The sequence below is a fragment of the Inhella inkyongensis genome (assembly GCF_005952805.1).
GTDB classification, from domain to species: domain Bacteria; phylum Pseudomonadota; class Gammaproteobacteria; order Burkholderiales; family Burkholderiaceae_C; genus Inhella; species Inhella inkyongensis.
The window spans coordinates 2371664-2390374 of sequence record NZ_CP040709.1; the positions used below are offsets into that span (position 1 = coordinate 2371664).

The window sequence follows — 18711 nt, forward strand, 5'->3', positions numbered from 1 at the left end:
ATTCCGATTCAAGCGCCCAAAAAGTAGAAACCCCTTCCGGTCAGAACAACCGGAAGGGGGCTGGTGGCATGACGCCACCGGTGGGGCTCCAAGGCCATTTGCCGAGGGGCTCCTGGCGCGCAGAGACTGCGCCAGTTGAAGACCTCCGTGGAGGCGTTCTCAAGTTAGGCGCCCAGGCGGCGCACTTCAAGCAGGCTTTTTCAGGACTTGCCCTCTTGACCCGCAGAAGCGAACAGGGCGTTGTACAAATCCTCAGCCCGCTGGGTGGCTGCCGGTGTCATCTGGATGGTCCGCCCCCACTCGCGCTGGGTTTCGCCGGGCCACTTGTTGGTGGCATCCAGCCCCATCTTGCCGCCCAGCCCACTGGTGGGCGACGCAAAGTCCAGGTAGTCGATGGGCGTGTTGTCCACCAAAACCGTGTCACGGGCCGGATCGACACGGGTGGTAATGGCCCAGATCACATCGTTCCAATCGCGCAGATTGACGTCTTCATCCACGATGACGATGAACTTCGTGTACATGAACTGACGCAAATAACTCCAGACACCAAACATCAAGCGCTTGGCGTGGCCGGCATAGGCCTTGCGGATCGACACCAAGGCCATGCGGTAGCTACAACCCTCGGGCGGCAGGTAGAAGTCAACGATCTCGCTGAATTGCTGCTGCAGCAAGGGCACGAAGACTTCGTTCAGCGCCAGGCCCAGCACAGCAGGCTCGTCGGGCGGCTTGCCGGTGTAGGTGGAGTGATAGAACGCGCCGCTGCGCTCCGTCACCCGGCTGAGTTCGAACACCGGGAACCACTCTTGCTCGTTGTAATAGCCGGTGTGATCGCCGAAGGGCCCTTCCAGGGCATGAAGATATCCATCGCGCTCCATCAACGGCACACCCAGATCACTCTGCCCCTTCCACCCAATCGGCGCGGGCGGAATGTGCCCCTCCAACACCATCTCGGCATGGGCGGGCACCTGTAAACGGCAATCGCCCTCGCCGACGCCGCTGTCGACCAATTCGGTTCGAGCGCCGCGCAACAGGCCAGCGAACTGGTACTCAGAGAGGCTATCGGGCACCGGCGTCACCGCGCCCAGCGTGGTCGCCGGATCGGCGCCCAACACCACGGCGATGGGAAAGGGCTGGCCGGGATTCGCCAAACGGAATGCACGGAAGTCGAGTGCGCCGCCGCGATGGGCCAGCCAGCGCATGATCAGTTGTCGACGGCCGATGACCTGTTGGCGGTAAATGCCCAGGTTCTGGCGCTTGCGCGGCTGCGCCACCGATTGCGGCCCGCGCGTCACCACCAAGCCCCAAGTCAACAACGGCGCAGCGTCTTCGGGCCAGCAGTGCTGGATGGGCCAACGGCTGAGATCAATATCGCTCCCCTCAGTGACCTCCTGCTGACAAGGGGCCCGACCGACCACCTCGGGACGCATCTGCCAAACCGAGCGGGCCAAGTCCAACACCCGCCCTACATCACGCAGGCCACGCGGTGGCTCGGGCTCGCGCAGCCGGGCCAGGACCTGGCCGACCTCTCGCAGGCTGTTGGCATCTTGCGCCCCCATGCCCAGGGCCACGCGCCGAACGGTGCCGAATAGATTGGTGAGCACCGGACGATCGCCCTGGGTAGGGCGCTCAAACCACAGCGCCGGCCCTCCAGCCCGCAACACCCGGTCGCTGAGCGCCGTCATCTCTAGATAGGGGCTAACGGGTGCGTCCACACGCTTGAGCTCCCCCATCAACTCCAACTGCGACAAAAACCCGCGCAGATCGCGATATTCCATAAAAGTAATAACGAATCGATTTGAAATGGTTGACCGGTTATATGCAGATCCAACAGAATCCGCGCCGCCCTCGGGTTAACCCAGGTTCGCGGCCAACTCGGCCCAAGCCAGTGTCTCACTCGGTGCCCTGTCTCCTCCATCGACCGCCAGGAAATTCATGCCCAACGATCACGCCCTCAGCCTCTCGCTGCGCCAGTTTGGCGGCGGGTGCCTGCTATTCATCAAGGACGTGGCCCATGGTCTGGCGGTGGTCAGCCACAACACCTTGGCCCTGCTGGGCTTGGCCCTGCTGGCCTGCGTGGTGGCGGTGATGAGTCCGACGGGCTGGCGCGAGACGCTGGAGCGTCAAACGCTAGATTGGTTGGCAGCACGCCATCAAGCCCGCATCCAGGTGAATGAGCAGGACCTGCCCGTCGCCGACTCGATGGCCAGCCAACGCGTAGCGGCGGCCGATCTGACCGAACTGAGCAAACCGCAGGCTGCGGTCGCCAACTATCTGTCTCGCCGCTACAAGGTGGCCCTGGAGCCGGTGAGCCGTCTCGTGCTGGAGGCCTGGGAAGCCGGCGCGCGGGCACGCATCGACCCGACCCTGGTGCTGGCTGTGATCGCGGTGGAGTCCAGCTTCAATCCCTATGCACAGAGCCCAGTCGGGGCTCAGGGCCTGATGCAGGTGATGACGCGCGTGCATGATGAAAAGTTCGAAGCCTTCGGTGGCAATCGAGCGGCCCTCGATCCGATTTCCAATCTGCGCGTCGGCGTGCAGGTTCTGCGTGAGTGCATTCAGCGTGGCGGCAGCGTCGTGGAGGGTCTGCGCTATTACGTCGGCGCAGCCAATTTGGACGATGACGGCGGCTATGGCGCCCGGGTGCTGTTTGAGCATGAACAACTGAAGTCCGTGGCAGCAGGCCGCGCGCCTCCGGCGCGCCCGAACCCAGCCCCGGCGGTACCCGCTCAGCCGGCTCCGGCCGCTTCGGAATCGGCGCAACTGGCCTTGCTCTAAGCGCCAGAGCAGCCCGCTACACTCGCCGCGCCGCGTCACTGGCGATCAGGGGCCAAGCCCTGAGGTGGAGACCCACCGGGAAGCGCGGCCGAGTGCCCCTGCATTCGTACCGAGCCGTTCGCCTGGGCCACCCGCGACGCCGTCACTCCGGCGCGTGCGGGCCCTCCTCTTCCAGAGTCACGCCATGAGCATCACCCTGTCCCGTCTTGCCCTGCCTGAAGCCGACCCCGAACTGTGGGCCGCCATCGCCCAGGAAACCCAGCGCCAGGAAGACCACATCGAGCTGATTGCGAGCGAGAACTACACCTCGCGCGCCGTCATGCAGGCCCAAGGCAGCCAGCTCACCAACAAGTACGCCGAGGGCTACCCGGGCAAGCGCTACTACGGCGGCTGCGAGTTTGTCGATGTGGCCGAGCAACTGGCCATCGACCGACTCAAACAACTTTACGGCGCCCAATTCGCCAATGTGCAGCCCAATAGCGGCTCGCAAGCCAACCAAGCGGTCTTTCTGGCTCTGCTGAACCCAGGCGACACCATCTTGGGCATGAGCCTGGCCGAGGGCGGGCACCTGACCCACGGCATGGCACTGAATATGAGCGGCAAGTGGTTCAAGGTGGTCAGCTACGGCCTGAATGCCGAAGAAGCCATCGACTACGACGCCATGGAACGCCTGGCCCACGAGCACAAGCCCAAGCTCATCATCGCGGGCGCCTCGGCCTACAGCCTGCGCATCGATTTCGAGCGTTTTGCCAAGGTGGCCAAGGCAGTCGGCGCCTATTTGATGGTGGACATGGCGCATTACGCCGGCCTGATCGCCGCCGGCGCCTACCCCAACCCCGTGCCGCACGCCGACGTGGTGACCTCCACCACCCACAAGAGCCTGCGCGGCCCGCGCGGCGGCGTCATCTTGATGAACGATGAAGCCATCGCCAAGAAGATCAACAGCGCCGTCTTCCCCGGACTGCAGGGCGGCCCCCTGATGCACGTGATCGCCGGCAAGGCGGTCGCCTTCAAGGAAGCCCTGTCGCCTGACTTCAAGGCCTATCAAGAGCAGGTGGTGAAGAACGCCAAGGCCTTGGCCGAGACTCTGGTGGAGCGCGGTCTGCGCATCGTCTCGGGTCGCACCGAGAGCCATGTGATGCTGGTGGACTTGCGCCCCATGAACCTGACGGGCAAGGAAGCCGAGGCCCTGCTGGGTGCCGCCCACATGACCTGCAACAAGAACGCCATCCCCAACGATCCGCAAAAGCCGATGGTCACCAGCGGCGTTCGCCTGGGCACGCCAGCCATGACCACCCGCGGCTTCAAAGAAGCCGAAGCTCGCAAGGTGGGCCATTTGATCGCTGATGTGCTGTCCGCACCGACGGACGCAGCAGTGCTGGAGCGCGTTCGCGGCGAAGTGGCGGCATTGGCCAAAGCTTTCCCGGTCTACGCCTAAGCCAGTGGCGGTCTAGCCATGCGCTGCCCGTTCTGCGCCCACACCGAAACCCAAGTCGTCGAGACCCGTGAGTCCGACGAAGGCGATGTGGTGCGCAGGCGGCGGCGCTGCCAGGGCTGCGAAAAGCGCTTTACCACCTACGAGCGCGCCGAGATCGCGCTGCCGATGGTTGTCAAGAAGGACGGCACCCGGGCCGAGTTTGATGCCAGCAAGGTCAGGGCATCGATGATGCTGGCACTTCGCAAGCGCCCGGTCAGCACCGAGCAAGTGGATTCCGCCCTGGAGCGCATCCAGGAACAATTGCTGGCCCTGGGTAGCAAAGAGCTGGCCTCGACCAAGATCGGCGAACTGGTGATGCGGGAGCTCAAACGCATCGACAAAGTGGCCTATGTGCGCTTTGCCTCGGTTTACCGCAGCTTCGAGGACATCGACGAGTTCCGTCAGCTGATCCGCGACATCTGATCGCGCGCAGCGAGCCCCCCCCCATTTTTCCCACCTTTGGGGGAGCGCCTTTCAAGCGGGCAATTCCTAGAGTGCAGCCACCCGCACTCAGGAGTTGTCGCCATGCAAACCCAAGCCCGCCGTCACCAAGGATTCAGTCTCGTTGAAGTGCTGACCTGCATGGGTGTCCTGGCCATCTTGCTGGCGCTGACCCTGCCACGATTTGGCCAGCTGATCGAGCGCAAGCGCCTGGATACGCAGTTGGGCGCCTTGTACGTGGATCTGCAGCAGGCTCGCGCCACCGCATTGACGACCGGCACCGCCGTTCGGGTGCGCTTCCAACAACTGGCCCAGGGCAGCTGCTGGGTCATGCACCTGGGCCCCGTCGACAGCTGCAGTTGCACGGAACAAGGCCAGGCGCAGTGCCTGAACCCCGAGCACCTGCTCAAGCATCAATGGCTGCCGAGCAGTGGCACATTGAGAGTGGATGCAAATGTGTCGCAAATTGCCTTCCACCCCCGTTTTGGCACCGCATCACGCGCGGGGACCGTCGCCATCGCCAGCAGCAGTGGCTTGCGCGCCGCTCATGTCATCGCCCTCACGGGCAGGCTGCGGAGCTGCGCATCAGCTGAATCGGGCCTGAGTCTGCCGGTCTGCAGCTGATCCCCCCTGTGTTTGGGGGCCAAGACAGGCGGCAAATTCATCGTGATGGGCGGGCCCCGGGGTTGCTCCCAAATCGCGTCGGGTCTGTAAGGATCCGAGCATGCGAAATCATTCCACCGCAGCGTTCACCCTGATCGAAGTCATGATCGTGGTGGCCTTGCTTGCCGTCCTGGCCGCATTGGCCTACCCGAGCTATCAAGATGCGGTCCGTAAGGGCCGCCGCTCAGATGGTTTCGACGCCTTGATTCAAGTTCAACAGGCACAGGAACGTCACCGTAGCAACAACCCTGCCTATGCGTCGGCGCTGTCTGACCTCGGCCACTCTGGCACGTCATCGGCGGGCTACTACGAGCTCAGTCTGACCAGCGCCACCACCACGGGATATGTCGCAGTGGCTAAGCCCAAAACCGCCACGCCACAGGCCGCTGACAAGACCTGCGCTGAACTCAAAGTCACCATCGAACGACTGGGCAGCACCCGCAGCGCCGTGGACAGCAATGGCACCGACAGCACGGCCCGATGCTGGCCCAATTGATGAGGATTGCGATGAAGGCTAAGGGCTTGACCTTGATCGAACTGGCGGTGGTGGTGGCTGTGTTGGCCGTGATTCTGACCCTTGCCGTACCCAGTATGAGTGATCTGATCTTTCGACGTCGGATTGAAGGCATCGCATCGGAGTTGGTGAGCGACATTCAACTGCTACGCGCCCAGGCGCTGCTCAAACCTGGCGGATACGACGTCAAGGAATTGGTCGCGGCCATTCAGGTGGGCAACGGACTCGGAGCCGACGCTTGCTACACCCTGTACTGGCAGTGGGACGGCTCCACTTGCGACTGTTCCAAACCGCCTGGCCAAGCTTGCCAGTCAGCAACTCCCTGGGCCGAGATCAAGACCGTCCACTTGCCAAAAACCAGCGGGTTGAAACTCAGCACCAATGAGCCCAGCGCAACGGGGGGCTTTGAACCCGGTCTCCATTGGTTTGATCCGGCGGGCTTTCGGGTCACCGTCGCCGGCAATCGTGCAGGCAGCCTGAGTGTGCTGGTCGACAAGCTGGGACGCGTGAGCATCTGCAGTCCTGACGGCAGCTTCAAGAACTATGTGAAGTGCCAGTGATGTCGACCTCCAACCCAACCGAGGGAAGCCCACTGCCCCGCTTGCAGCGCCTGTCATCGCGCGGGCTCAGTCTGGTGGAAATGATGGTGGGCATCACCGTGGGCCTTCTGGTCGTCGCAGGAGCCTCCATGGTGGCGGTCAATCAACTGGCTGAAAACAAGCGCATTGCCTTGGAGACCCAAGTGCAGCAAGAACTTCGCGCGGCCAGCGAAATCATGGTGCGGGAGTTCCGCAAGGCCGGCGCCTGGGGGTCGCCCGAACTGGGCCTATGGTCGCCCCGGACACCCAATCCCAAGCCCAATCCCTTCAGAGATGTGGTGATCTCACCAGCGGGCACGCAGGTCGAGTTTTCCTACTCGAACGCACTGAATCCCGGCGACCATGGCTCTGACAAGGATGTCGCGCCAGATGCAGACGAAATGCGCGGCTTTCGCCTGAGCGACGAACAGCTGGAATTCAGGATCGGTGACTCGGGCTACCAGCCTCTGACGGACAAGAACGCGGTCGTTGTGACCCGGTTTGCCGTCGAACTGAAAACAGCGGTGACCGAGCTTTCGGGCTCCTGCTTCAAGCCCTGTGATGCGGGAGCCGCCAACTGCCCTCCACGGGTGACAGTCAGAGAGCTCCAAGTCGAATTGGCCGGGCATGCCAAGCACGACGCCAAAGTCACTCGGCAGCATCGTTTTACCGTCCGACTCAATGGCGATACCGTGGAGGGCGAATGCAAAGCCTGACGCGTCGCCAAGCCATGCGGGGTGCCGCCACTCTGGTGGTGGTCATGGTTTTGTTCTTTGTCATGGCCTTGGTGGCGGCCTACGCCAACCGCAATCTCATCGTCGAGCAGCGCATTGGCGCCAATTACCAGGATGCGGTTTTGGCCAATGAAGTGGCCGAGCGGGGGGTGAATACTTTTATCAACTTACTCAACGCCCCCAATATCAACGAGACCTGCCAGATCGCAGCAGCCGGCGCCAACACCGCGCGCGATCGCTACCTGCGATTTGAATCCACGGGCGAAATCAGGTTTCGAGCCCCCATCGACACCGACATCATTCACTGCAACCAAAGCGGCGGCAGTTGGAATTGCCAGTGCCCGCTGAACTTCACCCCGGTCGGCGTGGCCGCGGGGAGCCAGCGGACCACCTCTGCACGACTTCAGCTCAATGACGGTTTTGGAGATGGCATGTTGCAGTTGTGGGCCATGGGTTGCGTGCAATCCAGTGCGAACTGCAAGGACACGCTGAGCAGTTCCGATGCCGATCTCGGCTTTTATGCCCAGATGAAGAAGCGCGTTCGTCTGCAGATGGTGCCGGCGCTGAAGTCACGCCCGAGCAGTGCTGCCGTAGCCACCGGCTCCATTGACCTGGGGGCGGGCATGGTGGCCGTTAACGACCACGCGCAAACGGGCGGTGTAGCCCTGCAAGCCGGCGGCGCGGTGCTGGGCACGCGAGATAAGGTTCAAGGCCCCACGGGAACGCCGCCAGCCGTGGCCTTGCAAGCCAACCAAACAGCGCTTCAAGGCATCGACGCGGAAGGCCTGTTCAAGCGCTATTTCGGCATGTCGCCGGCACAGTTCCAGCGCCAACCGGTGGTCGAGACGCTCAAATGCCCCGCCCAATGTGCCACGCAGTTGTCACTGCGGGCCGCAGCTGGCGTGCGAGTCTTTTGGTTTGAGGGTGACCTGACCCTGGATGAAGATGTCACCCTTGGGAGCGTCAGCAGACCCATCCTGTTGGTGGTGAAGGGCAAGCTGAGCGTTCAGGGCGGCCTGCGTTTGCACGGCATGGTCTTCAGTTTTGACAACGCCCAGTGGCTGAATGCCAGTGGCTCCCCTTCATGGCTGGATGGCAGCTTGGTGGTCGCGGGCAACCTCGGCTCAGGCAGCGGCGTCACCATGCGTCATGATGCGGCAGCCATGGAGTCCCTGATGCTTTCCGCCGGAACCTTTGTACGTGCGCCAGGCGGCACTTGGAGTGAGCAATGAAGTCCAGCCATCCACTGAGCATCCCGCGCGAACGCGGCACCACCCTCATTGAAGCCCTGGTGGCCTTGCTGGTCATGGCCTTCGGCATGCTGGCCATCGCAGGGCTGACCGGCCGGCTCCGCCACAGCGGCGAGTACGCCAAACAACGTGTCGAAGCGGCCCAGATTTTGCGCGCCGAGAACGAACGCTTGCGAGGCTTTGTGGCCATGAGCCGCGAGGCCGCCACGCCGGCCGGCTCGCTGGTATACGACGAACTCATCGCTGACACCGCCGATCGCACTGTCACAGGCGCAGCAACCACCTACACAATCAAGCGCAGCTTCACACCCGTGGGCTCGGCGGGCGTCGGCGTTCGGCTGGCGGTGAGTTGGACGGATCGTCAGTCGCAGAGCGGCAAACCGCATGAGTTGGTGTACGAGAGCGACCTCCCCGCCACGGACCCACGCCTGTTCGCCACCGCCTACGTCCCCCCAGAAGACGGCAGCACCTTCCGCAGACCCCAGAACCGTCATCCCGCCATTCCTCAGGCCGCCAAGTCACTGGACAACGGCAGCAGCGTTTTCAAGCCGCAACCCGGCGGTACGGCCGCATGGGTTTTCAATAACCGCACGGGACTGATCACGTCGTTCTGCACAGTCAGCGCGAGCAGCCCCACCAGCAGCCTAAGCCTGGCCGATCTGGCCAGTTGCACCACCGTGGCGGGCAGCGGCGCCTTTTTGCTGAGCGGACACATTCGCTTTTCCATGCTCAGCCCACCTGACTCTGAGTCACCCAGCAGCCCCGTTTTGCCGCTGGGCATGGAAGTCACTCTGACCAGCAGCGTGCACGCGCTGGCGCCCCACTGCGTGACCGATCCAGTCAGCAATCCCGCGGCCGGGGTCGAGGCCGTGGACTATTACTGCGCGGTCTATCCGCGCACCGAAACTGTCGGCGACAAGCTGTTGTACTGGAGTGGCCGAAGCCGCTTGACCGGTTTGAACTTGGCCGCAGGTGGTCAACGGGTCTGCCGCTACAGCTCGGACTACGACGGCAATGGCCGTATTGGCAACCCTGAACACCCGCTCGACTACAGCCGAGTGAGCGAATCGCTGGCCCATCAAAACTTCCTCGTGATCCGCTTCGAGGACAGTTGTCCCAGCGGCCATGGCGTCAACCTGAGTGCCGGCCAGTTCAGCAATACGGTGACGCTGGCCCACCAGCCTTGAATCACCTGGGCAAGCCCGGCGGTCTAGCCCCCTAGACTGCTGGAATGACTTCGCCGAGCCCTGAGCCCCCCGTCTTTCCCTCCGCCGCCGCGGCCATGCAGGCGGCGCTCGCTCTGGCCGAAAAGGCGGTTGGACTGTCGGATCCCAACCCACGTGTGGGCTGCGTCATTGTTGACGCGCAAGGCCATCTGCTGGGCCAGGGCCACACCCAGCAAGCCGGCGGCCCACATGCCGAAATCATGGCCTTGCGCGCCGCACGCGACGCCGGTCATTCACTTCAGGGTGCCACGGTCTACGTCACGCTGGAGCCCTGCGCGCATTTCGGCCGCACCGCGCCCTGTGCCAATGCCCTGATCGAGGCCGGGCCGGCAAAAGTGGTGGCGGCCCTCGAAGACCCCAACCCCAAGGTCGCAGGTCAGGGTCTTGCCGCTTTGCGCCAGGCCGGCATCGAGGTTGAACTCGGACTGATGGCCGAGCAAGCGGCCGAACTCAATATTGGCTTTTTACACCGCATGCGCACCGGCCGACCCTTCGTGCGCCTGAAGTGGGCCTCCAGCCTGGACGGCCGGACTGCCCACCCGGATGGGCACAGCCAATGGATCACCGGAGACGCCGCGCGCCTGGACAACCAGGCCTGGCGTCGACGCGCCGGGGCCATCGTGACGGGCGTGGGCACTGTGCTGGCTGACGACCCCCGACTGGATGTGCGCGCCCTGCCCACCTCATTGCAACCGCTGCGGGTGGTGTTGGACTCCCAGGCGCGCACGCCACCGACCGCTCGCATCCTTCTGCCCCCAGGCCAAGTCTTGCTGCTGCACGCCGAGGGCGCCCACCCGGTAGCCGCACTGAACGCCGAGTGCCGCGCCATCCCAAGGCGCAAACTGGGACTGGACTTGGAGGCGGTGCTGGCGCATTTGGCCGAAAGAGAGATCAATGAGCTTCATGTTGAGGCAGGCGCCCGCCTCAACGGCAGTTGGCTGGCAGCGGGCCGGGTCGATGAATTGCTGATCTATCAAGCGCCGCGACTCATTGGCCCCGGACGAGCCTGTGCCGATCTGGCCGCACCCCTGCCGCTTGATGAAGCCCATCGCTGGCGCTGGCACGAGGTCCAACCCATAGGCACCGACCTGCGACTTAGGCTGCGCTCACCGCATCCCTCAGCGAAAGGCAATAGGGCCAGCCCCTAGAATCCGCCCCCTATGCCCATGTCCCCCATCCCCGAACTCGTGGCCGATCTGGCTGCGGGCCGAATGGTCGTCTTGATCGACGACGAAGACCGCGAGAACGAAGGCGATCTGGTTCTGGCAGCCGATTGCGTGACGCCCGAGGCCATCAATTTCATGGCCAAGCATGGGCGCGGTCTGATCTGCCTGACCCTGCCACGCGAGCACTGCGAGCGCCTGCAACTGCCGCCGATGGCCCGGCGCAACGGCACCCAGCACGGCACCGCCTTCACGGTTTCCATCGAAGCCGCCACGGGCGTGAGCACGGGCATTTCTGCCGCCGACCGCTCCCGTACCGTCCAGGCAGCCGTGGCCCCACAGGCCAAGCCCAGCGATCTGGTCCAGCCCGGCCACATCTTTCCGCTGCAGGCCCAGGATGGCGGCGTTCTGATGCGCGCAGGCCATACCGAGGCAGGTTGCGATTTGGCACGCATGGCGGGACGAAGCCCCACGGCCGTCATTTGCGAAATCATGAACGACGACGGCAGCATGGCCCGGCTGCCCGATCTGGAGCGCTTTTGCGCCGAGCACGGTTTGAAGATCGGCACCATCGCCGACTTGATTGAGTACCGCAGCCGCCATGAGTCGCTGATCGAGCGCCTGGGCGAGCGCGAATTGCAGACCCGTCACGGCAGCTTCAGCGCTCGCTTGTACCAAGACCGCACCGGTGCGCAGCACCTGAGCCTGCGGCGCGGCCAGTGGCAGCCCGAAGACGCCGTGCTGGTGCGTGTGCACGAGCCGCTCTCTGTGCTCGATCTGCTTGACCACGCAGGGGGCGGCCACAGCTGGGCCCTTGACGCAGCCCTGGCCCGACTGGCAATGGCGCCGGCCGGCGTGGCCGTGCTGCTCAATGCCGGCGAGGGTGATCTGCTGGCCGCCTTCGGCGCCGCCGCCGCACCGACCGCGCGCGCCAATATGGACCTGCGCACCTACGGCGTGGGGGCTCAAATCCTCAAGGACCTGGGCGTTCAACGCATGCAGCTGCTGGGGAGCCCCCGGCGGATGCCCAGCATGACCGGCTATGGCCTGGAAGTCTGCGGCTTTGAACCGATGGAGGCCGAGCATGCAGGGCGCTGATCAAGGGCAGATCGCCTTGGACGGCCGCGGCGTGCGCGTCGGCATCGTGCGTGCCCGCTTCAACGACGCCATCACCCAGGCCCTGCAAGACAGCTGCGAAGCGGAGCTGCAGCGTTTGGGTGCCACTATCGCCGCGCGCCACACCGTACCCGGCGCCCTGGAAGTCCCCCTGGCCCTGCAGGCGCTCGCCCAGCGCGGCGGAGTGGACGCTCTGGTGGCCCTGGGTTGCATCATTCGCGGCGAGACCTACCACTTCGAGTTGGTCGCCAATGAGAGCGGCGCCGGCGTCAGTCGCGTCAGTCTGGATGCGCAACTGCCCATCGCCAACGTGATTCTGACCGTCGAGATCGAAGCCCAAGCCTGGGCTCGCATCGACAAGGGCCGTGATGCGGCCCAGGTCGCCGTCGAAATGGCGCGCCTTTGCGCCCAACTCAACCCCCACGGAGACCCCCTGTGAGCGCCACCCCTGCCTCGTCGGCCAAGAAAGCCCCCGCCAGCAAGGGCGCCAAGCCGCATGGCGGCGGCCGCTCGGCACGTCGCCAGTCGCGCCAGGTGGCGCTGCAAGGTCTGTATCAATGGCTGCTCACCGGCGACGACGCCGCAGCCATTGATGCCCATCTGCGCGAGCAGGCCAGCTACGCCAAATGCGATCAGGGCCACCTGGACCTGCTGCTGCAGGGCTGCATCCGCGAAGCCGGCGCCCTGGACGCCGTGCTGGCCCACCATGTGGACCGCCCCACCAAAGATCTGAGCCCGGTGGAACATGGCGCCCTGCTGTTGGGCGCCTATGAACTGCAGCATTGCATCGACGTGCCCTACAAGGTCGTCATCAACGAGGCGGTCGAACTCACCAAGGGCTTTGGCGGCACCGACGGACACAAATACGTGAACGGCGTCCTGGACCGGGTGGCGGCGGAGTTGCGCCCGGTCGAGGTGCAGGCGGCGCGCGCAGCCGCCCCGCGTCGGTGAACCCTGAGTTTCGCGCGAACTACCGCGCGTACTACGAGGACACCGACGCCGGTGGCGTCGTCTATTACGCCAACTACCTGCGCTTTCTGGAGCGGGCCCGCAGCGACTGGCTGCGTGAATTGGGAGTCAATCAGGAGACCCTGCGCCTGTCTCAGGGTTGGGTCTTTGTGGTCGCCCATGTGGATGCCCGCTACCTCAAGCCAGCCCGACTGGATGATTGGCTCAGCGTCAGCGCACGCATCGCCGAACAGGACCGCGCCTCCTTGGTGTTTGCGCAGCAAATCCACCGCGGCGCGGACCTGCTGCTCGATGCCCGCATCCGCGTGGCCTGTGTGGACGCAGCGAGCTTCAAGCCCAGGCGACTGCCCCAGGAAGTTTTGACGCGCCTTACCGAATCGCATTCCCTGCCCTGACCTTATGAGCCAAGACCTCTCCATCTTTGCGCTGGTGGCGCAAGCCAGCCTGATCGTCCAGTTGGTGATGGCCGCCCTGCTGGCGGTCTCCGTCGCCAGTTGGAGCGTCATCTTCACCAAGTTCTTCGCGCTGGGTCGCATCAAGCGCGCCAATGAAGCCTTCGAGCAAGACTTCTGGAGCGGCCGCAATCTCAATGAGCTGTATCAGGGTGTAGCCAACCGCCCGCAAGGCGCGCCGCTGGAGCGCATCTTTGCCTCGGGCATGCGGGAGTTCTTGAAACTGCGCGAGCGCCGCGTCACCGATCCCGGTGCCATGCTCGACGGCGCCCGCCGCGCCATGCGTGCCAGCTATCAGCGCGAACTCGATGCCTTGGAATCGCACCTGAGCTTTCTGGCCTCCGTCGGCTCGGTCTCGCCCTATGTCGGCCTGTTCGGTACCGTGTGGGGCATCATGCATGCGTTCGTGGGCCTCTCAAACCTGCAGCAGGTCACGCTGGCCACGGTCGCGCCCGGCATCGCGGAGGCGCTGGTGGCCACGGCCATCGGCCTGTTTGCCGCCATCCCGGCCGTGATCGCCTACAACCGCTTTGCGCGCCAGATCGACCGCAGCGCCATCACGCTGGAGACCTTCATCGAAGAGTTCTCCAACATCCTGCAGCGCAACGCCGCCAGCCCGGCGGGCCAGGCCTAAGACATGCCCGCCGTCGGCCACCGCGGCAGCCGCCGCCGCACCATGAATGAAATCAATATGGTGCCCTTCATCGATGTGATGCTGGTGCTGCTGATCATCTTCATGGTCAGCGCGCCCATGATCACCACCGGCCTGATCGATGTGCCCAGCGTGGGAAAGAGCCGGGCTCAGCCCGAATCGGTGCTGCAGGTATTGATCGACGGTCAGGGCAAGCTCAAGTTCAAACAAGACAAGAGCGAACCCGAGGCGCTGGACCTGAGCGCCCTGGTGCAACGCGTCAAGGCCGCGCAGGCCGGCAATGCCAATGTGCCGGTGGTGATTTCGGCGGACCGCAAGGTGCAGTACGAGTCCGTCGTTCAGGTCATGGACAAGCTGCAGGGCGCTGGCGTGCTGCGGGTGGGCTTGTCGGTCAAGTCAGGCGGCAACGCTCGTTAAATCGATGGCGGCCATGGCTCCCTCCCTTCGGCCCGAGTCCCCTGTGGGCCTGTGGCGTGGTGCCGGCATGGCACTGCTGGCCCACGGCCTGCTGTTGCTGGCGCTGAAAGCAGGCTTGGACTGGCGCAGCCATGCCGAACCGGCGTTGGAAGCCGAACTATGGTCCGCCATCCCGCAAGCGGCCGCCCCGCGAGCACAGGAACCTGAACCGGAGCCGCAGCCCAAAGTCGAGCCCAAGGCCGACCCCAAGCCTCAACCCCGGCCGGAGCCAGACCGAGCCCAACAGCAAGCCCAACAGCAAGCTCAGCGCGATGCCGAGATCGCCATCGAACGCGAGCGCGAAAAGAAGCGCCGCGAACAGGTCGAGGCCCGCGAACGAGCCGAACTGCTCAAGAAGGAACAAGCCAAAAAGGCCGCCGAGGCCGAACGCCTGAAACAGGAGCAGGCCAAGCTAGAAAAGCAGAAGACCGAACAAACCAAACGCCAACAGGCCCAAGAAGAAGCCCGCCGCGAGGCCCAGCGCCAGGAAAACCTGCGCCGCATTCAGGGTCTGGCGGGTGCCAGCGGTGGGCCACAAAGCAGCGGCACCGCACTTCAGAGCAGCGGCCCCAGCGCCAATTACGCGGGGCGCATCAAGGCCCGTGTGCGGCCCAACATCGTGTTCAGCGAGGTCGTAAGCGGCAATCCTCAGGCGGAGGTCGAGGTGCGTTGCGCTCCTGATGGCCTGATTCTGTCCAGCCGCTTGCTCAAGCCAAGCGGACATGCCACCTGGGATCAGGCCGTGCTGCGCGCCATTGAAAAGACCGAACGCCTGCCGCGCGACACCGACGGCCGCGTGCCCGCGTCCCTGGTCCTGGTGTTCAGGCCGAACGAGTAAAGCGGCCGATCAAGGCGTCCAAGCTCAGCCGCCCGGCGCCGAAGAGCAAAACCCCCAAGAGCAAGACGCCCCAGAGCTGATGCTGCAGCAGGGCGGCCGGGGCGATTTCACTCAGGCTGAACACCGCCACGAGATTCACGACCGAGAGCCCCGCTGCCGCGAACCTGCCACCCAGACCCAGCGCCAGCAGCACCGGCAGTACCAGTTCACCCCCCGTTCCCGCATAGGCCGCCACTTCCGGTGACAGCAAGGGCACTTGGTATTCATCCTGGAACAGCGCCAAGGTGATGTCCCAGTCGCGCAGCTTGGTCAAGCCGGAGAGAAAAAAGGCCTTGGCCACAAAAAGCCGGGCGGCCAGCAGCGCCACCGACTGCAAGCCCAGCAGTGGCCGTTGCAGCCAAGCCGGCAGGCGGCTGGGCACGACGCCAGCGTCGGTTGCGCACGCCAGCGCAGCGGCGGCCATCGACTTGAAGCGGAAGGAAGGGTTCATGGCAAGGCCTGTTGTTCGAAAGAATGAAGCTTGGTCGGAGCCAGCGGCCCAGCCTTACGCCGGCCCCAAGATCCAGGCCTCGCGCAGGGCCACCAGCAACCAAGGTCCTGCGTCCCAGCCCGGTGCTTGCTGCTCGGCGCGCATCAAGCTGGCCTCCAAGTCCAAGCCTTCGCGCAAATCCGTCAGACGATCAACCCAGATCTGCGGCACCCGCGCCCAAACCGGGCGCAAGCCCTGTCGCCAGACCAGGGCGGGACCATCGGCAGGCTCACTGCCCAAGTCAAGTGACACAGCCGCGGGGTCATGCTCAAAGGCAAGCCAGTCTTCGGACCGCACTTCAGGCCACTCAATGACTGCGAGATGCTGGCTTAGGCGCAGTCGGTCCACCTCACCGGCCTGAAGCCGGGATACGAGTTCGGGGGACTGCTCTTCGTCGGCGGCCGCTTCGAGCCGATGCAGGGCCCAGTCCAGCAGCGCCAAAGCCAGGGGCAATGCATCCATCTGCGGCAGCTGGGCCAAGAATTCGGGCAGCCGCCTGCCCCATTGCGCCACATCGCCCAGCTCAGGCGGATGCGCCCGCGCAAAGGCCCAGGCCAGCCCGGCAAAGTCCGCCGCGCCCAACCAGGACTGAAGCCGCGGGAATGCGGCTCCCAGGGCACGCACACTCAAAGCCTTGGCGTGTTCCCGATAGGCCGCAAAAGCACGCTCTGCGGTGTGCCCCCCCAAGCCCTGCAACCCCAAATCGGCCAAGCATCGCCCCAAGTCGGGCTGCACCTCGCCCCAAATGAGCTGCTGCAGCTGGGCCTGAGGACTCAGCACTGCGCCGCTTCCCGATCGGCGCGCGCGGCTTCGCCCAGCAAGCGATCCAGAGTGGGCAATTCAGTGTCCCACTCCACCAAGGTGGGCAGGAGCCCTAGGCGTCCCAGCGTATGCCGGTACAGGGCCCACACAGGCTCCCGTACGGCGCTGCCATGGTCGTCGATGGCCAAGCCATCGGGCATCTCGGTGTAGCCGGCCAAATGGATCTCGGCCACGCTGCCAGGCCGGATTGCATCGACCCAGGCCTTGCAACTCTGCAAGGCATCGGCTTCGGCGCGGTTGTGCGCGTTGACCATCAAATTGTTCAGATCGAGCAGCAACTGACAGCCACTGCGCCGCACCAACTCATTGAAAAACTCGGGCTCGGGCATGTCGCTCTGAGACCAGTGGAGATAGGCGCTCAGGTTCTCCACCGCAATCGGCCGCGCCAAGGCATCCTGCACCTGCTGAACCTGATCCACCAACAAATCCAGACTGCTGCGGGTAAAAGCGATGGGCAGCAGATCCGCCGCATGCAGGTGCGTGCCCTCAACCGCCACCCGCGCGAAACAGGCGTGGTCAGAAACTCGCAGCGGTGGCACGGCCGCGCACAGTGCACGCAGTGCGCGCAAATGCTCGGTATCCAGCCCAGCCTGTGAACCCAGGCCCAGGCCAACCCCGTGCAGGCTGACGGGATAGTGCTCGGCGGCGCGCTGCAGCAAAGCCAGCGCGGCACCACCGGCACCGAAGAAGTTTTCCGAATGCACCTCGATGAAGGGCAGTTCGGGGAACCGCCTCAGCAGCTCTTCATGGTGCGGGTGGCGCCAGCCAATGCCGCACAGCGCCACGCCACCCGGCATGACTTACTTCTTGATCTTGGCCTTGGCTTCTTCGGGGCTCATGCCCTTCATGGCCTTGCACTGGCCCTTGGGAACGTACTTCCACTCATCCGGCGCGTTGTCCACCGTGGACTGGCCGGCGCAAGAATGCGAGCCGCTGAGGTTGGCGCAGTCGTTCTGGCCGGCCTTGGAGATGCCGAAACACTTCTCCTTGGCCTTGTCCTGCGCTTGCACGGCCCCCACAAGGCCCAGACTCAATGCAGCGCCAAAGGCCGCCAACACCAAACGCTTGTTCTGTTGCATGTTCACTCCTGATTGGAAAAGGGACACGCTGCTCGAATGAGTCTGCGCAACGCGATCTTCGTTGAAGATGGGCATCAGTCGTTGAACTGGGCGCATCCTTACACTGCCGGCCCGCAGTCGACCACCGCCGCCCCTCAAGCCCATGCACGCCATTGCCCAAGAACTGGAGGCCCTGCGCCCGCAGTTGCTGAAGTTCGCGCAACTGCAGTTGCGCAATGCGGCCTGGGCCGAAGACGCTGTCAGCGAGACCCTGCTGGCCGCACTGGAAAAGCCCCAGGCCTTTGCCGGCCGCAGCCAGCTGCGCAGCTGGCTGATCGGCATCCTCAAGCACAAGCTGGTCGACCAGATCCGTCGCAACTGCAAAGAGATGAGCACCACGGGCGCCGACGCCGAATCCATCGAGGACGATCTCTTTGCCGCCGACGGCCACTGGCGCGACACCCCGCAGGACTGGGGCGACCCCGAACGCAGCCTGGGCCAGGTCGAGTTCTTCCGTGTGCTGGAAGCTTGCGCCGAAAAATTGCCCGGCCAACAGGGGCGGCTCTTCATGATGCGCGAGTGGCTGGAGTTGGAGACCGACGAAATCTGTAAGCAACTGGGCATCACGCCGACCAACCTTTGGGTGATGCTGCACCGCGCGCGCTTGCGCTTGCGTGAATGCCTGCAGCTCAATTGGTTTGGTCAGCCGGGGCACTCCGCATGATGGGCTTGGGGCGCTGCAAGGAAATTTCGCTGCAGGTGGTGCGCAGCGAGCATGAAGCCCTGCCAGCCTGGCAGGCCCTGCAACTGCGCCTGCACCTGATGATGTGCCGCGGCTGCAGCAACTTTCGAGGGCAGATGCGCCTACTCTCCGCGGCCAGCGCACGCTGGCGCCATTACGGCGAAACGCCGCCCAAAGATTGAAGCATCCGGCCGCCTACAGGCGACCGCAATCTCCCGCTACATTGCGGCAAACGTCACTGCCGCACGGCCCTCAG

At 64.3% G+C, this 18711-nt stretch carries 24 protein-coding genes and 1 riboswitch; of the genes, 19 read left to right on the plus strand and 5 right to left on the minus strand.

Annotated features, from left to right (window positions below; genetic code table 11):
- Positions 1-200: 200 nt before the first annotated feature.
- On the minus strand, positions 201-1775 hold the full coding sequence (locus tag FF090_RS11260; protein ID WP_138856814.1) for a UbiD family decarboxylase: 1575 nt from the start codon (positions 1773-1775) through the stop codon (positions 201-203).
- A 157-nt stretch (positions 1776-1932) separates the two neighbouring features.
- Between FF090_RS11260 and FF090_RS11265 the strand changes: the two genes are divergently transcribed.
- The 17 genes from FF090_RS11265 (at position 1933) to tolA (ending at position 15304) form a co-directional block, all read left to right on the plus strand.
- Positions 1933-2775 carry a lytic transglycosylase domain-containing protein gene (locus FF090_RS11265; protein ID WP_138856815.1) on the plus strand — a complete coding sequence of 281 codons (843 nt, stop codon included), beginning with the start codon at positions 1933-1935 and terminating at the stop codon, positions 2773-2775.
- Positions 2776-2799: 24 nt separating this feature from the next.
- Positions 2800-2910, plus strand: a riboswitch (ZMP/ZTP riboswitch).
- Positions 2911-2959: 49 nt separating this feature from the next.
- Positions 2960-4213 carry a serine hydroxymethyltransferase gene (gene glyA / locus FF090_RS11270; RefSeq protein WP_138856816.1) on the plus strand — a complete coding sequence of 418 codons (1254 nt, stop codon included), beginning with the start codon at positions 2960-2962 and terminating at the stop codon, positions 4211-4213.
- 18 nt (positions 4214-4231) lie between these two features.
- Positions 4232-4675 carry a transcriptional regulator NrdR gene (nrdR, locus tag FF090_RS11275; protein ID WP_138856817.1) on the plus strand — a complete coding sequence of 148 codons (444 nt, stop codon included), beginning with the start codon at positions 4232-4234 and terminating at the stop codon, positions 4673-4675.
- A gap of 102 nt (positions 4676-4777) precedes the next feature.
- The gene (locus tag FF090_RS11280) at positions 4778-5317 is read left to right on the plus strand and encodes a GspH/FimT family pseudopilin (RefSeq protein WP_138858363.1); all 540 of its coding nucleotides are present in this window, start codon (positions 4778-4780) and stop codon (positions 5315-5317) included.
- A gap of 100 nt (positions 5318-5417) precedes the next feature.
- Positions 5418-5852, plus strand: coding sequence for a type IV pilin protein (locus FF090_RS11285; RefSeq protein WP_138858364.1), 435 nt, complete (start codon positions 5418-5420; stop codon positions 5850-5852).
- Complete coding sequence (locus tag FF090_RS11290; protein WP_138856818.1) at positions 5837-6430, plus strand: pilus assembly FimT family protein; 594 nt, start codon at positions 5837-5839, stop codon at positions 6428-6430. Before FF090_RS11285 ends, FF090_RS11290 begins: the two co-directional genes overlap by 16 nt.
- Positions 6430-7164, plus strand: a complete 735-nt coding sequence (locus FF090_RS11295) for a prepilin-type N-terminal cleavage/methylation domain-containing protein (protein ID WP_138856819.1) — start codon at positions 6430-6432, stop codon at positions 7162-7164. Before FF090_RS11290 ends, FF090_RS11295 begins: the two co-directional genes overlap by 1 nt.
- A complete protein-coding gene (locus FF090_RS11300) occupies positions 7152-8414 on the plus strand; it encodes a PilX N-terminal domain-containing pilus assembly protein (RefSeq protein ID WP_175423620.1) in 1263 nt (420 codons plus the stop codon). Before FF090_RS11295 ends, FF090_RS11300 begins: the two co-directional genes overlap by 13 nt.
- Complete coding sequence (locus tag FF090_RS11305) at positions 8411-9619, plus strand: type IV pilus modification PilV family protein (protein ID WP_138856821.1); 1209 nt, start codon at positions 8411-8413, stop codon at positions 9617-9619. Before FF090_RS11300 ends, FF090_RS11305 begins: the two co-directional genes overlap by 4 nt.
- A gap of 44 nt (positions 9620-9663) precedes the next feature.
- Positions 9664-10806 carry a bifunctional diaminohydroxyphosphoribosylaminopyrimidine deaminase/5-amino-6-(5-phosphoribosylamino)uracil reductase RibD gene (ribD, locus tag FF090_RS11310; RefSeq protein WP_246071392.1) on the plus strand — a complete coding sequence of 381 codons (1143 nt, stop codon included), beginning with the start codon at positions 9664-9666 and terminating at the stop codon, positions 10804-10806.
- A 12-nt stretch (positions 10807-10818) separates the two neighbouring features.
- Positions 10819-11919 (plus strand): bifunctional 3,4-dihydroxy-2-butanone-4-phosphate synthase/GTP cyclohydrolase II, encoded by a 1101-nt coding sequence (gene ribBA / locus FF090_RS11315; RefSeq protein ID WP_138856823.1) that lies wholly within the window; start codon positions 10819-10821, stop codon positions 11917-11919.
- Complete coding sequence (ribH, locus tag FF090_RS11320; RefSeq protein ID WP_138856824.1) at positions 11906-12376, plus strand: 6,7-dimethyl-8-ribityllumazine synthase; 471 nt, start codon at positions 11906-11908, stop codon at positions 12374-12376. Before ribBA ends, ribH begins: the two co-directional genes overlap by 14 nt.
- Positions 12373-12888: a transcription antitermination factor NusB gene (gene nusB, locus FF090_RS11325; protein ID WP_138856825.1), complete on the plus strand. Its 516-nt coding sequence runs from the start codon at positions 12373-12375 to the stop codon at positions 12886-12888. The genes ribH and nusB overlap by 4 nt, the downstream gene beginning before the upstream one ends.
- Complete coding sequence (gene ybgC / locus FF090_RS11330) at positions 12885-13301, plus strand: tol-pal system-associated acyl-CoA thioesterase (protein WP_138856826.1); 417 nt, start codon at positions 12885-12887, stop codon at positions 13299-13301. The genes nusB and ybgC overlap by 4 nt, the downstream gene beginning before the upstream one ends.
- A 4-nt stretch (positions 13302-13305) precedes the next feature.
- Positions 13306-13992 carry a protein TolQ gene (gene tolQ, locus FF090_RS11335; protein WP_138856827.1) on the plus strand — a complete coding sequence of 229 codons (687 nt, stop codon included), beginning with the start codon at positions 13306-13308 and terminating at the stop codon, positions 13990-13992.
- A gap of 3 nt (positions 13993-13995) precedes the next feature.
- On the plus strand, positions 13996-14427 hold the full coding sequence (gene tolR / locus FF090_RS11340; RefSeq protein WP_138856828.1) for a protein TolR: 432 nt from the start codon (positions 13996-13998) through the stop codon (positions 14425-14427).
- Positions 14428-14440: 13 nt separating this feature from the next.
- The gene (tolA, locus tag FF090_RS11345) at positions 14441-15304 is read left to right on the plus strand and encodes a cell envelope integrity protein TolA (protein WP_246071393.1); all 864 of its coding nucleotides are present in this window, start codon (positions 14441-14443) and stop codon (positions 15302-15304) included.
- Here tolA and FF090_RS11350 read toward each other — a convergent pair.
- The 4 genes from FF090_RS11350 to FF090_RS11365 are packed head-to-tail and all read right to left on the minus strand — an operon-like array spanning position 15288 to position 17734.
- Entirely contained in the window at positions 15288-15794 is a 507-nt protein-coding gene (locus FF090_RS11350) for a DoxX family protein (protein WP_246071394.1), read from the minus strand. The genes tolA and FF090_RS11350 overlap by 17 nt on opposite strands.
- Before the next feature lie 54 nt (positions 15795-15848).
- Positions 15849-16613 (minus strand): HvfC/BufC N-terminal domain-containing protein, encoded by a 765-nt coding sequence (locus FF090_RS11355; protein WP_175423621.1) that lies wholly within the window; start codon positions 16611-16613, stop codon positions 15849-15851.
- Positions 16607-17452 carry an MbnB/TglH/ChrH family RiPP precursor modification enzyme gene (locus FF090_RS11360; protein WP_138856831.1) on the minus strand — a complete coding sequence of 282 codons (846 nt, stop codon included), beginning with the start codon at positions 17450-17452 and terminating at the stop codon, positions 16607-16609. The genes FF090_RS11355 and FF090_RS11360 overlap by 7 nt, the downstream gene beginning before the upstream one ends.
- 3 nt (positions 17453-17455) lie before the next feature.
- Positions 17456-17734, minus strand: coding sequence for a BufA1 family periplasmic bufferin-type metallophore (locus FF090_RS11365; RefSeq protein WP_138856832.1), 279 nt, complete (start codon positions 17732-17734; stop codon positions 17456-17458).
- A 142-nt stretch (positions 17735-17876) separates the two neighbouring features.
- Between FF090_RS11365 and FF090_RS11370 the strand changes: the two genes are divergently transcribed.
- Complete coding sequence (locus FF090_RS11370) at positions 17877-18437, plus strand: sigma-70 family RNA polymerase sigma factor (RefSeq protein ID WP_138856833.1); 561 nt, start codon at positions 17877-17879, stop codon at positions 18435-18437.
- Positions 18434-18637 carry a hypothetical protein gene (locus FF090_RS11375; protein ID WP_138856834.1) on the plus strand — a complete coding sequence of 68 codons (204 nt, stop codon included), beginning with the start codon at positions 18434-18436 and terminating at the stop codon, positions 18635-18637. The genes FF090_RS11370 and FF090_RS11375 overlap by 4 nt, the downstream gene beginning before the upstream one ends.
- Positions 18638-18711 lie beyond the last annotated feature (74 nt).

Excerpts from the sequence above, each read along its gene's own strand:
- FF090_RS11260 (WP_138856814.1), bottom strand. The coding sequence starts at position 1,775 with ATGGAATATCGCGATCTGCGCGGGTTTTTGTCGCAGTTGGAGTTGATG.
- FF090_RS11265 (WP_138856815.1), top strand. The coding sequence starts at position 1,933 with ATGCCCAACGATCACGCCCTCAGCCTCTCGCTGCGCCAGTTTGGCGGC.
- FF090_RS11295 (WP_138856819.1), top strand. The coding sequence starts at position 6,430 with ATGTCGACCTCCAACCCAACCGAGGGAAGCCCACTGCCCCGCTTGCAG.
- FF090_RS11285 (WP_138858364.1), top strand. The coding sequence starts at position 5,418 with ATGCGAAATCATTCCACCGCAGCGTTCACCCTGATCGAAGTCATGATC.
- FF090_RS11360 (WP_138856831.1), bottom strand. The coding sequence starts at position 17,452 with ATGCCGGGTGGCGTGGCGCTGTGCGGCATTGGCTGGCGCCACCCGCAC.
- FF090_RS11375 (WP_138856834.1), top strand. The coding sequence starts at position 18,434 with ATGATGGGCTTGGGGCGCTGCAAGGAAATTTCGCTGCAGGTGGTGCGC.
- nrdR (WP_138856817.1), top strand. The coding sequence starts at position 4,232 with ATGCGCTGCCCGTTCTGCGCCCACACCGAAACCCAAGTCGTCGAGACC.
- ribBA (WP_138856823.1), top strand. The coding sequence starts at position 10,819 with ATGCCCATGTCCCCCATCCCCGAACTCGTGGCCGATCTGGCTGCGGGC.
- FF090_RS11350 (WP_246071394.1), bottom strand. The coding sequence starts at position 15,794 with ATGAACCCTTCCTTCCGCTTCAAGTCGATGGCCGCCGCTGCGCTGGCG.
- FF090_RS11280 (WP_138858363.1), top strand. The coding sequence starts at position 4,778 with ATGCAAACCCAAGCCCGCCGTCACCAAGGATTCAGTCTCGTTGAAGTG.
- tolR (WP_138856828.1), top strand. The coding sequence starts at position 13,996 with ATGCCCGCCGTCGGCCACCGCGGCAGCCGCCGCCGCACCATGAATGAA.
- FF090_RS11300 (WP_175423620.1), top strand. The coding sequence starts at position 7,152 with ATGCAAAGCCTGACGCGTCGCCAAGCCATGCGGGGTGCCGCCACTCTG.
- FF090_RS11290 (WP_138856818.1), top strand. The coding sequence starts at position 5,837 with ATGCTGGCCCAATTGATGAGGATTGCGATGAAGGCTAAGGGCTTGACC.
- tolA (WP_246071393.1), top strand. The coding sequence starts at position 14,441 with ATGGCTCCCTCCCTTCGGCCCGAGTCCCCTGTGGGCCTGTGGCGTGGT.
- ribH (WP_138856824.1), top strand. The coding sequence starts at position 11,906 with ATGCAGGGCGCTGATCAAGGGCAGATCGCCTTGGACGGCCGCGGCGTG.
- FF090_RS11305 (WP_138856821.1), top strand. The coding sequence starts at position 8,411 with ATGAAGTCCAGCCATCCACTGAGCATCCCGCGCGAACGCGGCACCACC.
- tolQ (WP_138856827.1), top strand. The coding sequence starts at position 13,306 with ATGAGCCAAGACCTCTCCATCTTTGCGCTGGTGGCGCAAGCCAGCCTG.
- FF090_RS11370 (WP_138856833.1), top strand. The coding sequence starts at position 17,877 with ATGCACGCCATTGCCCAAGAACTGGAGGCCCTGCGCCCGCAGTTGCTG.
- glyA (WP_138856816.1), top strand. The coding sequence starts at position 2,960 with ATGAGCATCACCCTGTCCCGTCTTGCCCTGCCTGAAGCCGACCCCGAA.
- ribD (WP_246071392.1), top strand. The coding sequence starts at position 9,664 with ATGACTTCGCCGAGCCCTGAGCCCCCCGTCTTTCCCTCCGCCGCCGCG.
- FF090_RS11365 (WP_138856832.1), bottom strand. The coding sequence starts at position 17,734 with ATGCAACAGAACAAGCGTTTGGTGTTGGCGGCCTTTGGCGCTGCATTG.